This window comes from uncultured Fluviicola sp., assembly GCF_902168135.1.
Taxonomy (GTDB): Bacteria; Bacteroidota; Bacteroidia; order Flavobacteriales_D; family Crocinitomicaceae; genus Fluviicola.
Genome location: NZ_CABHOL010000033.1, coordinates 21,744 through 36,107, shown reverse-complemented (window position 1 = coordinate 36,107; position 14,364 = coordinate 21,744). Strand labels below are relative to the sequence as shown.

At 40.0% G+C, this 14,364-nt stretch carries 10 protein-coding genes; 6 read left to right on the top strand and 4 right to left on the bottom strand.

What is annotated here, in order from left to right:
- Window positions 1-28 precede the first annotated feature (28 nt).
- From QZT69_RS12270 to QZT69_RS12260, 3 genes are all read right to left on the bottom strand, one after another.
- On the bottom strand, window positions 29-4,240 hold the full coding sequence (locus QZT69_RS12270; protein ID WP_294674537.1) for a T9SS type A sorting domain-containing protein: 4,212 nt from the start codon (window positions 4,238-4,240) through the stop codon (window positions 29-31).
- Window positions 4,241-4,270: 30 nt separating this feature from the next.
- Window positions 4,271-5,080 (bottom strand): N-acetylmuramic acid 6-phosphate etherase, encoded by an 810-nt coding sequence (murQ, locus tag QZT69_RS12265; protein WP_294674535.1) that lies wholly within the window; start codon window positions 5,078-5,080, stop codon window positions 4,271-4,273.
- Window positions 5,081-5,199: 119 nt separating this feature from the next.
- Window positions 5,200-5,694, bottom strand: a complete 495-nt coding sequence (locus tag QZT69_RS12260) for a phosphoribosyltransferase family protein (protein ID WP_294674534.1) — start codon at window positions 5,692-5,694, stop codon at window positions 5,200-5,202.
- A 143-nt stretch (window positions 5,695-5,837) separates the two neighbouring features.
- Between QZT69_RS12260 and QZT69_RS12255 the strand changes: the two genes are divergently transcribed.
- The 5 genes from QZT69_RS12255 to QZT69_RS12235 all read left to right on the top strand — a co-directional run bounded on the left by QZT69_RS12255 (window position 5,838) and on the right by QZT69_RS12235 (window position 10,487).
- On the top strand, window positions 5,838-6,503 hold the full coding sequence (locus QZT69_RS12255; RefSeq protein WP_294674532.1) for an ion channel: 666 nt from the start codon (window positions 5,838-5,840) through the stop codon (window positions 6,501-6,503).
- Between the two features lie 11 nt (window positions 6,504-6,514).
- A complete protein-coding gene (locus QZT69_RS12250; RefSeq protein ID WP_294674531.1) occupies window positions 6,515-7,522 on the top strand; it encodes a bestrophin family protein in 1,008 nt (335 codons plus the stop codon).
- 80 nt (window positions 7,523-7,602) lie between these two features.
- On the top strand, window positions 7,603-8,028 hold the full coding sequence (locus QZT69_RS12245; RefSeq protein ID WP_294674529.1) for a hypothetical protein: 426 nt from the start codon (window positions 7,603-7,605) through the stop codon (window positions 8,026-8,028).
- A gap of 168 nt (window positions 8,029-8,196) precedes the next feature.
- Entirely contained in the window at window positions 8,197-9,042 is an 846-nt protein-coding gene (locus QZT69_RS12240; protein ID WP_294674527.1) for a hypothetical protein, read from the top strand.
- 17 nt (window positions 9,043-9,059) lie between these two features.
- Window positions 9,060-10,487 (top strand): hypothetical protein, encoded by a 1,428-nt coding sequence (locus QZT69_RS12235; RefSeq protein ID WP_294674525.1) that lies wholly within the window; start codon window positions 9,060-9,062, stop codon window positions 10,485-10,487.
- A gap of 1 nt (window position 10,488) precedes the next feature.
- On the opposite strand, the gene QZT69_RS12230 is transcribed toward QZT69_RS12235, so the two are convergent.
- The gene (locus QZT69_RS12230; RefSeq protein ID WP_294674523.1) at window positions 10,489-10,962 is read right to left on the bottom strand and encodes a hypothetical protein; all 474 of its coding nucleotides are present in this window, start codon (window positions 10,960-10,962) and stop codon (window positions 10,489-10,491) included.
- 463 nt (window positions 10,963-11,425) lie between these two features.
- Here QZT69_RS12230 and carB point away from each other — a divergent pair, with 463 nt between their 5' ends.
- Entirely contained in the window at window positions 11,426-14,242 is a 2,817-nt protein-coding gene (carB, locus tag QZT69_RS12225; RefSeq protein WP_294674521.1) for a carbamoyl-phosphate synthase large subunit, read from the top strand.
- Window positions 14,243-14,364: the final 122 nt, after the last annotated feature.

Genomic DNA, 14,364 nt, shown 5'->3' with positions numbered 1-14,364 from the left:
TCAATCGCCCCATATCATGTCTCTTTTCTTAGTTTTTTACAATTACAAACTCCGAATTTTTATTCTCAGCAGAAATTCGAATAAAGTAAGTTCCTTTTTCAAAAGGAGAAAGATCCAATTGATATTCATCAACGCCTTGTATTGATGATTCTAGGATTTTTCTACCATCGTTTGAATGAACAATGATATTTACGTCTCCGATAGTATGTCCAAAACTAATTAGCGTTTTACTACTTGTTGGGTTGGGATGTATGGAAACGAACAGATCAGATTCCTTAACAGATAGATTTGTATAGGAAAAACAAGTCGAAGTATCGATACATCCATTATTGTTTAAGATAACTGCATAGTTCCCACTGACGGTAGGTGTGTAGATGAATGACTGTCCGTTAAGAAGATTTGAGAAATCAGTACAATTAACCCATTGATACAGGTAATTAGGATTGGAAGCAACTAATGAGTTTCCATTTTGAGTGATTTGATTATCAGTAATGATCGTATGAATATTTATAGTAACAATACTGTCACAACCATTGAAACTTTGAAATACCAGTTCGACTAAAGTATCTTGTTGGATGCTGGTTATGATATTTCCATTATCCAGTGTTATGTCATTTCCCTGGCAAGCTGTTATAGAATGTGCTGAAACGGTTAAAGGAAGCACATTAAATTGTCGCCTCCAAATACTATCACAGGCATTTTGGGAGGAAATCAACTGATCATAAACAAAATCGGTTTGTATGTTATTGAAAATCGTATCATTTGGAATTTCATAATCTGAGCCTGAACAAACTTCTACCGTTTCATAATGGATGGGAATCGGATTTACTATGATTTGATATTTAATAATACTATCCAAACCAGTGGATGTAACCAGTTGGTACTGGTATTGAAAGGTTGAAGTTAACCCAGTTTCGGTATGTCCATCTCCAAAAGTGTAGGAAGATGCATAACAAATGGTATCATAAGTCTGAACCAAATAATGGGGTAGATAAGTAATTCCCTCTTGAAGATTAAACTTTGTTTGTATCCCATCCTCACTTCCGGTAGAGGTAAGCGTAAAACCCCAATCGGATGCGTTAAAGTTAGGATAGAAGTAGCTGCTTTTAGTATGAAGAAAAAAGTTGTCAGGTAGTTTTAGGAGTTTAGGATGATCAGCTATGTCCATATTAAAGAAATCAGGTCCGTTTTTACTAATACTACGAATAGCTCCCAATGTATCATAACTGGCAATAAAGTAATTAGCATCTGTAAATTGCGGTGAAACTACAGTATTGTTCTGTCCTGTAAAATTGCATTGAACTGGTAGACCACTTTGTTCTCTGACTGATCCTAACACGTAAATAGAGTCTGCATCCTGGAGAATACTGAATCCATATCCATAGTAAGAAGAAGTATTTCCGTTAATCCATTCACAAATCCCATTCGAATTTATTTTAGTTAGAAAATATCGACCACCGTAAAAATGAGTAGTAGTCATATCTGAATTTACAATAATAAACGGGTATTGTGGAAGAGCGCTGTTAAAGTTATTACTTCCGGTAAGGTATAAGTTTCCGGAATGGTCTACCAAGGCATCAAAGGCCTGAGTTTGGCTATTGGGCACTGAAGGAGAAGGAATATAACTGCTGCGGATTTTCCATTGAAAAATACCTGAAGCATTGAATTTAACTGCATACATTTGAGAAAACGGATTAACAAAATCATGGGGAAAATTGAAAGTGTCATTAGGTGAGATAGGAGAATGAATGGACATGTAAGAGGAATAACTACCCCATACAAAAAGATTGTTGTCATTGTCGAATTCCAGATGTGGATCAACATTGCCGGATCCAACATTGCTTTCAATACCAAAGCTATTTATGAATCCACCATTTGGGTCATATTTAAGCACAGTATATGTGGAATTACAGAATCCGCATAGTTGATTTGTTTGTAAAGTACCGCTAACAGTGGTCTCATTAAAATAAAGTGGAATGGCTTGATTACCTGAAGAAAGGGATACTAAATATGGATTATCGTCCTTATCACAGGATATCTCTCCGAAATAGCAGGAAGATGAAGTACTTGGATTACCCGTAATACTCCATAAGAAACGGCCTAATGAGTCAGTTTTTACTAAATATTCACGATCGCCAACTATTGTGTCGCCGGTATTGTCAATTAGGAAACCATTAGAACCAGCCCCAGCTATATAAAAATTGCCGTGACTGTCTTCAGCGAGACTTCTTACTCTCCATACTGGTTCAAAACCACTATTGTTAGGGGCTTTTATTATCCACTTCAAAATCCCGAAATTATTGTACTTGGCAACGTAACCGCCAGTTCCATTAAGAATACAGGAATCGCCTATGCGCGACATTAAAATACGATTTTCGTATTCGCCTCTGAGCAATACACCGTTGTGTACTTTTATAGCATCCATAATATCATTTTCGTAACTCTGAGGAATGGATGCTGGTGCAGTCTTTTTATTAATCATTACCCAGGACGTATCGTCCGAATAAGGTTGGTATATGAAAGGCCCTCTTATTGTTATAGAGTCAAAGCAATTATTGATTGTTCCCGAAATCAATGTAACCTGGGAAGAACCGATTCCCATAAATGAATTGGTAGGGTTGGCAAGCGTAGAAGTGGAAAGAGTAGGTGAATTGGTAAAATGCCACTCAAAAGTGATTGCTTCCGAGGAGTGCTCGTAAAAACGAACATCCTCATTGGTTTCTGCGTTAATGACGTCATAATAAATCTTTGAAACAGGTTTTTCAACGGAGATTGAAATAACCTGAGTGAAATTTGCAGAGCAATCGGCTAAACTACTTGTTGCTCGCAGATAATAGTTTCCAGCCTGACTTAACAGGTTGGTTTGAAAATTCAAATCACTTCCGTTTCCCGTCATTGAACTCCCGAAATAAGCATTGTTCCCTGATTTATAAAGCGAGTAAAATACGTTGTTCTCAGCAGTGAAAATGGTAAAATCCAATACTTCCTGCTTACAAAGGATAGTATCTATTCCTTCCGTTAAAAGATTAATTTGCGGAGTTGGAACAATTGAAACTTGTTTGGTAATTGTTTTTGAATAGCTTCCATTGGAAATCAATAGTTTTATTTCGTGAGTTCCTGAAGCGGAAAAAGTATGAGTGTAATTGCTGCAGTTTGAATTAACAGGAGCACTATTGACAAAATTGGTACAACTGGATACAGTTCCCTTGGTCGAAACGATTGTAAGAGGGGTATTCAGACAACCTCCGTTAAAATCAATTTGAGCATATGGTTCAGGATTTCCTCCCTGATCAGTTGTATATAAAATGGTTCCATTCTTTCCACATGCAAATAAGGTCGTTCCACTAAGTTGAATTCCCAGTATGTGATATCCAGAGGTTGCCGGCTGAAATTCCAGAATCTCAGTGTTATTATAAGAACGGTAGATCCCCGAACTCGTGCCGATAAAGATTTTACCTGAATAGTTTGTAATTGTATTGGCATCTAAAGAATCTGCGTAGTACTGATGTGGTTCTGTAACAGTATTTGCGATTCTATGTAGAATATTTTTACCAACGGCATACATGTTGTTGACTGAAGTGATGTATAAAACATCTCGGATCCTTCTATTCTGATAACTATCCTGGGAAAAGCTAATCATATTCGGAAAAGTTGAGTTAATGAGCCCTCGAATAATTGTATTACTGGAACCAATGACCACATAATTGTTCGCTATAGATATCGAATTCAAATCCAGATTAAGGCCTGTGTTAACAATATCAAACACTAAACTAATTTGGTTAAAAGATACGATCAGACCATTATTTCCAACTACATATACGACATTTCCGTTTTGTGATAAATCGTTGAATTTGCTATTTAAGGGCCCGGTATATAATACCCCGATTTTGTTATTGGTAATGTTATATTCGAAAACCACTGCTGTATGTGTTACAGTGTCTTCTCCACAAAAGAAAAATTTATTTACTGCTGCATAGCAGCGAATGGATCCATAAAATTGTGAATGATTATAAAGTAATGAGTCATTTGCACCAATATAGCTCTGAGCTCTAACCCAGCTTCCTGCAGTTGTTCCTCCATTGGTTGAAATATAAACTCCCTTTTTTCCGGTTATTATCCCGGTGGTTCCCAAAAATGAAATACTTGTCAGCTCATCATTAATACCTGAATTAACATTAATCCAGGCGCAATATGATTGTGAGATAAAACTAAATGAAATTACAAGAAGGAAAAAACGCATTGTTTTAATTTAGGAGTATATGATTAATAGTTATCGCTTATTAAAAGCTTCCACAGCTGCCCTTACAGAACCATGCTTCAGCAATAATTCATTTGCTTGTTCTTCTTCCAGTCCCGTAGCTTCCATAACCATTTTTGTTCCTCGGTCGACCAGTTTTTCATTCGACAACTGCATGTCCACCATCCGGTTTCCCTTCACTCTTCCCAAACGGATCATGATGGCCGTTGACAGCATATTCAAAACCAGTTTCTGAGCTGTTCCGCTCTTCATGCGGGTGCTTCCGGTAACGAATTCCGGACCCACAACCGGAGTTATGGCAATGTCTGCCAGCTGGCTCAAAGGTGAACCCGGGTTGCAGGAAATACCACCGGTCAGAATTCCATGTTTTTTAGCGGTTTCCAAAGCTCCAAGAACGTAAGGTGTTGTTCCGGATGCGGCAATTCCGACTACGATATCTTTTTCCGTGATGTTGAAAGCTTCGAGGTCTTTCCAGCCTTGTTGGCGGTCATCTTCCGCGAATTCAACGGCCTTTCGGATTGCCTGATCTCCACCGGCAATAATTCCTATCACCATTCCGTGCGGGACACCGAAAGTAGGAGGGCATTCACTGGCATCAACAATTCCGAGACGCCCGCTGGTGCCCGCTCCCATGTAGAACAAACGACCGCCGTCGCGCATGCGTTCAACACACCCATCGACCAATTTTTCAATTTGCGGGATTTCTTTTTCCACTGCCAGTGGAACAGTATGATCTTCTTCATTGATCCCGATTAGCAAATCTCTTGTCGATTTACTGTCCAGGTCATGATGATTGCTTTCGGATTCTGTTATTCGTTTCATAAATGAAAGTTCAAAGCGTTCAAAAGTTTTGTTGTTCAAAGTCGAAAAGTTCAAAGGGAAAGAACTACTGTGTAAATGGTTGAACTTTTTGAACCATTTAAACCTTTGAACATTTTTGGTTATACCAAAAAAGCCTCCAGCGAACCGTTAGAAGGCATTACTTCCACGCGTTCACCCAAGGTTGTTGTTAAAGTCATTCCTACAAAATCACATTTAATAGGATACCTGCGGTGCATACGGTCAACCAATGCAACCGTTTTTACACTTCTTACGGGCTGCTCCAGGATTTTCATCACACCATACTGCATGGTAGTCCCGGAATTGATCACATCGTCAACGAGGATGACTAATTTCCCGTGAAAGAGCGTCGGATCAATGGAACAGTTGATTTCCGAGTCAAGCGGATGGTCCTTGTCCAGTTCGATTTTGAAATACGTTACCGCCTGGGAACTGTTCTTTCGAACTATTTCCGTGATCTGCTGAGCAAATGTTTCTCCGTTTCCGATGATCCCGCCGATAAACAATTCGGGAATTCCATAAGTATTCTCCAGGATTTCATGCGCCAAACGCATAATCTTTTGCTCAATCTGATGCTGATTTAAAACCAATTTCATGGAAACATATTTTGTTGTAAAGGTACTTTTTTCAGCTCAGAAACGAACTGTTTTCAGGAAACAATGTGCCTTATTTTTGATGAAAAATTCGGGGACGTTATTTGGATGGAAAAATTATCTTTGAGAATAAATGGATGCTAAGGATGGCGAAACTGCTTGAATTTTTTGGACGAAGGAAGTATGAAGTGCTGCTTGTTGCTTTGCTTCAGCATTTATTTATCGGGATTTTTATTACGGACCAAAACAATTACAGGGATGTGATCTGGCCGATCAACATGCTGCTTCTCGGTTTGGCCTGCACCGGGATTTTCATAGGTAAGGACAAGTGGAAAAGCTGGATCAAGAACTTGTTGTTCATCCTGGTCGTGCTTTTTCCGATAGGTATTTCCTTTGTGAAAGATGTGAGATTTTATTTCGAAGTACTGAATATCGTTTACGTGCTTTTCTTCATTTTTATTTTTTACGAAGTCCTGAAGTTCCTGCTAAAACCGAGTTACATTGATACTGACGTTATTTCGGCAGCAGCTTGTGGTTACTTCTTACTCATTGAGATCAGTGTTTTTCTGCTTCAACTTCTGATTTATAACAATCCTCATTCATTTCATGGGGTGGATATGAAAGGAAGTGCCTCCATTTATATGGATTTGGTTTACTTCAGTTCGATCTCGATGACAAGTATCGGTTTTGGAGATATTGTTCCAACTGCTCCTAATACCAAGCTTGTTGCTTCTATTATGGGAATTGCAGGACATTTCTACACCGTTGTTTTAGTCGGGATAATTATCAGCAAATTCACCTCAAGAAAATAAACTAAAAACACATGCACGCAGGAAAATCATACCATATCGGAGAGTTTATTATCTGGACCCGCAGAAATATTTTTTGGTTAACACTGTTGGGAATTTTCCCGGTCGTTCTCTTCGAGATCTTTCAAATTTACTGGATTGCAATTCCATGGACAGTTGTAGCTTTATTGGGTACAGCTACAGCATTTATTGTTGGTTTCAAAAATACGCAGGCCTACAATCGAACATGGGAAGCCCGGCAGATTTGGGGATCAATTGTAAACAGCAGCCGCTCGTGGGGAGCAATGAGCAAAAACATGGTGTCCGATGATGCGAGAAGCAAAGAGTTGATTTACCGTCACTTTGCCTGGTTGACAGCGCTTCGATATCAAATGAGAGATTCGCGAATCTGGGAAGCAGCTTCAAAATCCTATAACAAGGAATACAGCAAATACTTCCACGTACCGGAAAAAGAATCCGATTTTGAAACCGAAATGATTAAATACATCAGCCGGGAGGAACTGGATGTGCTTCTAAAGACTAAGAATCGTGCCACCCAATTATTGGCAAAGCAGTCTAAATTACTGAAAGAGTTATTGGATTCCGATCAGTTGAATACGTTTCAACACATTGAAATGCAGAAAGTATTGAACGAACTTTTCGAACACCAGGGAAAAAGTGAGCGGATCAAGAATTTTCCTTATCCCAGACAATTTGCTACGATCAATATGTTCTTTATCCGGTTGTTCTGTTTTCTATTGCCTTTCGGAATGCTTTTTGAGTTTGCCAAACTGAATGAGCACGTGGATGGTTTCATGAAAGGGTATATGGTTTGGCTGGTTGTTCCTTTCAGTGTGTTGATTTCCTGGGTTTTTACCTCTTTGGAACAGGTGGGCGAAAGTGCAGAAAATCCATTTGAAGGCGGAGCGAACGATGTCCCGATCTCACAAATCAGCCGTACCATTGAAATAGACCTGCGCGAAATGCTCGGAGAAACGGATCTTCCCCCGGCTTTAACTCCGGTAAATAATATTGTGTTGTAACTGTGAAAATCATCCGAAGCTTATCGCCACGGAATATTCTTCTCCAGTTGTTTTCGTTGTTCTTTTTTGAAGAAGCATTTATGAAGTTTTGCATTTTCCGGCGATCGGATCTGTATGAATGCCTCAGGAGAAGTAATTCCGATAAGATTGGTCGATGCGGGGAGCTTTACATGGAACCTGATGTTACCGTAGGTCAGCTGATCTCAGAGCCGATTCACTTCATGATGTTTGGACTGGCCTTCGGATTGATTCTAACATCCATCATCAATTGGATACGGAAAAAGTCGCTTTGGAATACGGTTGCTGTAGTGTTGCTCTACCTGTTTTTATTTTTCATCGGAGCATTCAAATACCGTTTTATAAATCAATCCATGAATTGGTTTGCAGGAAATTTTTCGAATAAAATTGCTGTTTCAAGTTTAATTGGATCACAAATCGCTTTCATATTTGGAATTTTATTAGTTTGGCTGAGCGTAAAAAATTTTACACACCAAAAAGATCGTTAGTTTATGTTTTCACTGAACCATTCCTTGTTTATAAAGTTAGTTCCTGTTTTGATACTTTTTGGAATGGTTTCTTCCTGTAATCAAAAAAAGGAAGTCCGTTTTCTCTACTCGAACGGAAGGGAGATTAAAGATTCAACGGAAATTCGGTTTTTAACCAAACAACTGCAGGTGTCAGTGCCCGAATTTGACAGTACGAAAAGCCAGACAGTCCGGACATTTTTAAATCCCCGGATAGAACGGGAGGTCAACCGTTACATCGCCAAAGATTCCGGTAGAAAGGTTAGTGGTATGATGATCCTGGAAAATAAAACCGGAAACGTCGTTTATTGGAAAAACTCGGAAGAACTCCGGGTGTACAGCCAAAGGTTCCAAATGATGAAAATGTACGGAATATTGCTGTCATTTGAGAAAGGAGTGAAATTGGCAGATTCTTATTCCTGGATTGGAAAGTACAGCCGTAAAAAATACGACAGTACGGTTTCCAGGCTTTACCGGATGTCGGCTCCTTCATTGGAGTACAAATACCCTTTTGATGATTATTCCTGCGGCCAATGGTCGGCGTTTCTTAAACAATTGGATGTGTCTGAGAACGAACGGGATTGTGCTGACGGTGAAATCTACCCGAGGTATTATTTCAGGACTTCACTTTTTGACCTTGTTAAGACGGGAGTGTTGATTCATCAAAACGGTGTTGCCAGTGCGAACAATCTCTTCGGAACGATAAAAGATCCGTCTGGGAATATCATCCATAAGGCGGCTTTTGTGAAAGGGAAACGACTGAAACGAGATACTTGTCTGAGCGCTAAAAAAGTCCTGAAACGTGATCCTTTCGATGTTATAGAGTTTAGCTATCCGATTTTCCTTTTTACTCACGGCGAGATGAGAAATGGAATGATACTGTCGACACCAAAATACACTATTGGTTTCCTATCTGCCTCAAAATCCGGTAGTAATGGTTTTGTAACAAAAGAAATTTATACACTGGCGTCACTTCTGGAGAATCTACGACACTAACACACTAAAATAAACTCATGAAAAAACTTACCGTCATTGCAGTGCTTTGCCTGCTTTTTCAAACCGCATTTACCCAAAACATCGGTTTTCAATTTAAGGTCAGTAAACCTTACTGTATTTTTAACTTCCTGGAAACTGCTATTTATAATCGCTCTACATCAGGCACGCTTCAGAAATTCATTGATGAGAAAACAGCAGGAGACAAGGAGTTTGCACAACTGGCGACAGACTTTGCCCGGATTCGTTTAGATTACCAGTTCAGAAGAGATGAGTTTCCTGAGAAGCGTCGTCAAACCCGATCTACGCACGATTTCATAGACATTGCCCTTGTAAACTCATCTACGATTGATGAATTCCGGGACAAGATAATTGGGGTTTTACCGAACAGTGATTTGCAGAAACTGATTTCAATCATGCAGAAAGCGGAAGTTTATTATGACCGGATCATTTGGAAAGACTATGAAGCAAAACTGACCGATCAACGCAATGCTTTGGAAAAATATGCTTCTCAATGCTCCGAAGCTTTTACGAAAATCAATCATTTTTACAATTCCTGCTGGATAACTGAAATGCCTTTTGTTGTAGCCCTTTATGCGATCCCGGGAAACAGTGGAAATACAACAGCCACTCCTCATGCAAATAGTTTGTGTATAGGTGTGTTGACGGATGAAACAGATCACGTGGGAAGAATAGGTGTGGTTTTGCATGAAATGTGCCATGTATTGTACGACGAGCAGCCTGCTGGATTTGAACATGAAATAGACAAATGGTTTGAGGAAAATCAATCACCTTATAAGTCGTTTGCTTACAATTTCCTCGATGAAGGATTGGCTACGGCTTTGGGCAACGGATGGGCAAGTAAGTTCCTGAACGGTGAACCGGATCCTAACGCCTGGTATAATAATGAATACATTAATGGATTTGGAAAAGCATTGTATCCTTTGGTTTCGGAATATATTGCTTCAAACAGGCAAATGGACCGGGAATTCATAAACAAAGCAATTGACTTGTTTGCTGCCACTTTCCCTCATTCAATTACGGATTACGGGATTCTGTTAAATCGTGTGTCCATTTACAATGATGCCAACGACGGTCCGTCAATAGACGAAGTGATGAATGGAGTAGGGAATTATTTCCAATTAACCAACTCGCATTTCTCTTCGCCGATATTGGACCCGACTGCATTGGAACACCTGAAAACAGGTGATCAAACACAGTTAATTATCATCGACAGAAACCAGGAAACAACCATTAAAGCAGTGAAAAAACTCTTTCCGGAACTTTCTAAAGTAAAAATGACAACCAACAAGATCTATGCATTTTTCGATGAAAAAAAACGACCGGTTATTATTTTGACAGCATCAGATAAGTCAAACCTGGATTCATTGCTGAAAGAGATGGAAGCGAAAAAGTATTTTGATCAAACCAAAATCGTTCAGAATTAATTTATCCGACAGCCTGCTTTTTAGTAATGTAGCGTCGTACCACATTCGTATTGGTCATTATCAATAAACTGATGAGTGTCAACGTAGAATAGATAATGATATTGATCGTTTTCAGACTTTGACTGGACAATAAGTCATCTTCTAGGTATAAATAGATATTTTCAACCAGGTTTGGAATTGCATTGACAAGCAGTGCTCCGCCAATAAGTAAAATGACAATTTTTAGTAATCTGTTGTAAGGGATCGCCAAATTAACCCGGATTCCTTCAAAAGCCTTGTCCAGTTTCAAGAAATCGATTGTTCGGTGTGATCTGAGGATCAGGAACTGAAAAATGAGAAAGTAAATGACGGAGACAAAAACAGCATTTAAAATTCCAATGGTTACATTCATTTCCGAAGCAGGAGTTGTGAAAAGAGCTATCAGGTTGTAAATCATGTTTGGCAGGGAGATAAACAGATTAATGATTAGCCACATGCCAAGTGTTTTAAGACAAATAAGCCAGAAGTTACGCGAAGACATTAGTTCAGTATTTTGTAGTTATTGTGAAATTGAATAAAAAAAATGATTAATCCAAATATCCTCATTAATAATCAGTTACTTTATTGTTGGATTATGATTAGTTAAAAAACTAAGTTTAACTTCTGTTTCACCGCTTTTGATAATTACACTTGAGGATTACGACAATTAAACTTGTAGTTAAGGGACCTGCATTGAAATGAAAAAAATCTATAATTAAAGAAATAGTGATTCTGGAATAGGTTTGGAATAGTTGTAATTCACTCGTGTTAATAACTCCGTAAAAAACAAAATCGGTTTTGTAAGAATCCGGATTAATTTCATTAAATTTGCGCTCAATTTGTAGTATAGGTAGAGCCATTTACCATGTTGCAAAGATTTGATTACAAAAATTACAAATTGAACTCTTAAAAAGCGCATAATGCCGAAAAACAATTCCATTAAGTCCGTACTAATCATCGGTTCAGGTCCCATCGTTATTGGTCAAGCATGTGAATTCGACTACTCAGGTTCTCAGGCCGCTCGTTCCCTAAGGGAAGAAGGTATTGAAGTAACGCTGATCAACTCGAATCCGGCTACAATCATGACAGATAAGGTCGTTGCTGACAATGTTTACCTGCAACCTCTTGAACCTGAAAGCATCATCGAAATTTTGAAAAATCACAAAATTGATGCTGTACTGCCAACTATGGGAGGACAAACTGCTCTGAACCTCGCAATCAAGTGTGATGAAATGGGGATTTGGGAAGAATACGGTGTGAAAATCATCGGTGTGGATATCGCAGCCATTGAAATTACCGAGAACCGTGAAGCGTTCCGTGAGTTGATGGGTAAAATCGACGTGGGCATGGCTCCGCAGGCCACTGCAAAATCTTTCCTGGAAGGAAAAGAAATTGCACAGGATTTTGGCTTCCCGCTTTGTATCCGTCCTTCCTATACTTTGGGAGGTTCCGGGGCTTCGATTGTTTACGATCCGAAAGAATTTGACGGATTATTGGAGCGTGGACTGCAATTGTCCCCGATCCACGAAGTAATGATAGATAAAGCATTGATCGGATGGAAGGAATACGAATTGGAGTTGCTGCGTGACTCAAACGATAACGTAGTAATCATCTGTTCCATTGAGAATTTTGATCCGATCGGGATTCACACGGGTGATTCCATTACGGTAGCACCGGCAATGACTTTGTCGGATACTACATTCCAGCGTATGCGCGATATGGCAATTAAAATGATGCGCTCTATCGGGAATTTTGCAGGTGGTTGTAACGTGCAGTTCGCAGTTTCTCCGGATGAGCACGAAGATATCATCGCCATCGAGATTAACCCGCGTGTATCGCGTTCTTCCGCATTAGCATCAAAAGCAACGGGATATCCGATCGCTAAAATCGCTGCAAAGCTGGCAATTGGTTACCATTTAAATGAATTGAGCAATCAAATTACGAAAACAACTTCGGCTTTATTTGAGCCGACTTTGGATTATGTAATCGTAAAAATACCACGTTGGAACTTCAATAAATTCCCGGGAACAGACCGCCGCATCGGACTTCAGATGAAATCGGTAGGTGAGGTGATGGGAATCGGTCGTTCATTCCAGGAAGCGTTGCAAAAAGCTTGTCAGTCCTTAGAGATTGATAGAAACGGGTTGGGTGCCGACGGAAAAGAATTGACCAACCAGGATGCTATTCTGCATTCATTGGAGAATCCGAGCTGGAACCGTTTGTTTCATGTATATGATGCGATCAAACTGGGAATTCCTTTCAAAACGATCTTTGAAAAAACACGCATCGATACCTGGTTCCTGAAACAAATTGAGGACCTGATCAAATTGGAGCGTCGTATCGAGAAGTTCCACCTTGGGAACATGCCGAAGGATTTGATGTTCGAAGCGAAACAAAAAGGATACGCGGATCGTCAGATTGCGCACCTGCTAAGATGCCTGGAATCCGAAGTACACAACAAGCGCTCCGAAATGGGGATCAAACGTGTATTCAAACTGGTAGATACTTGCGCTGCGGAGTTTGATGCTCAAACGCCTTATTACTATTCAACGTTCGAGCTTGAGAACGAAAGTAAAGTAAGTGACCGCAAGAAAGTGGTTGTTTTAGGTTCAGGACCAAACCGTATCGGACAAGGGATTGAGTTTGATTACTCTTGTGTACACGGAGTTTTGGCAGCGAAAGAGTGTGGTTATGAAACGATCATGATCAACTGTAACCCGGAAACGGTTTCTACCGATTTCGATACAGCAGATAAATTGTACTTCGAACCGGTTTTCTGGGAACACATTTACGATATCATCCAGCATGAGAAGCCGGAAGGTGTAATCGTTCAGTTGGGTGGGCAGACGGCATTGAAACTTGCAGGAAAATTGGAACGTTACGGAATTAAGATTCTTGGAACCAGCTTCGAAGCATTGGATTTGGCTGAGGACCGCGGACGTTTTTCCAAAGTATTGGAAGAGCACGGTATTCCTTTCCCGAAATACGGGGTGGTGGAAAGTGCTGAACAGGCAATTGAATTGTCTAACGACCTTGGTTTCCCGTTATTGGTTCGTCCGTCATACGTATTGGGTGGTCAGAAAATGAAGATCGTTATCAATAAAGAAGAATTGGAGCACCACGTGGTGGATATCATCAACGAAATGGGAAGCAACCAGATTCTGCTTGACCACTTCCTGGGCGGAGCGATTGAAGCGGAAGCTGATGCGATCTGTGACGGAAAAGACGTTTACATTATCGGAGTGATGCAGCACATCGAACCTGCGGGAATCCACTCCGGAGATTCGTATGCCGTACTTCCTCCTTATAACCTGGGAGATTTCGTGATGCAGCAAATCGAAGACATTACGAAGAAAATTGCAGTTGCTTTGAAAACAGTCGGGTTGATCAATATCCAGTTTGCTATCAAAGACGATAAAGTATATGTGATCGAAGCTAACCCGCGTGCGTCACGTACAGTTCCGTTTATTGCGAAAGCGTACGATGAACCGTATGTGAACTATGCTACGAAAGTAATGCTGGGCGAGAAGAAAGTGAAAGACTTCAACTTCAATCCGAAGAAAGAAGGATATGCGATCAAGATTCCGGTGTTCTCTTACGAGAAATTCCCGGATGTGAAAAAAGAATTAGGACCTGAAATGAAATCTACCGGTGAAGCGATCCGTTTCATCAAGAATTTAAAGGATCCGTTCTTTACGAAGATCTATTCTGAAAGAAACATGCACTTATCTAAGTAAGAGGAAGCACTGCTTCCGATTCGATACAGACAAGCGTTGCGCCTTCGCTGACCGCATGTCGCCAAAGCTTTAGCGGCGGCACAAGCTATTGCGTAAGCGTTAGCGCGGTCGTCAAATGGGCT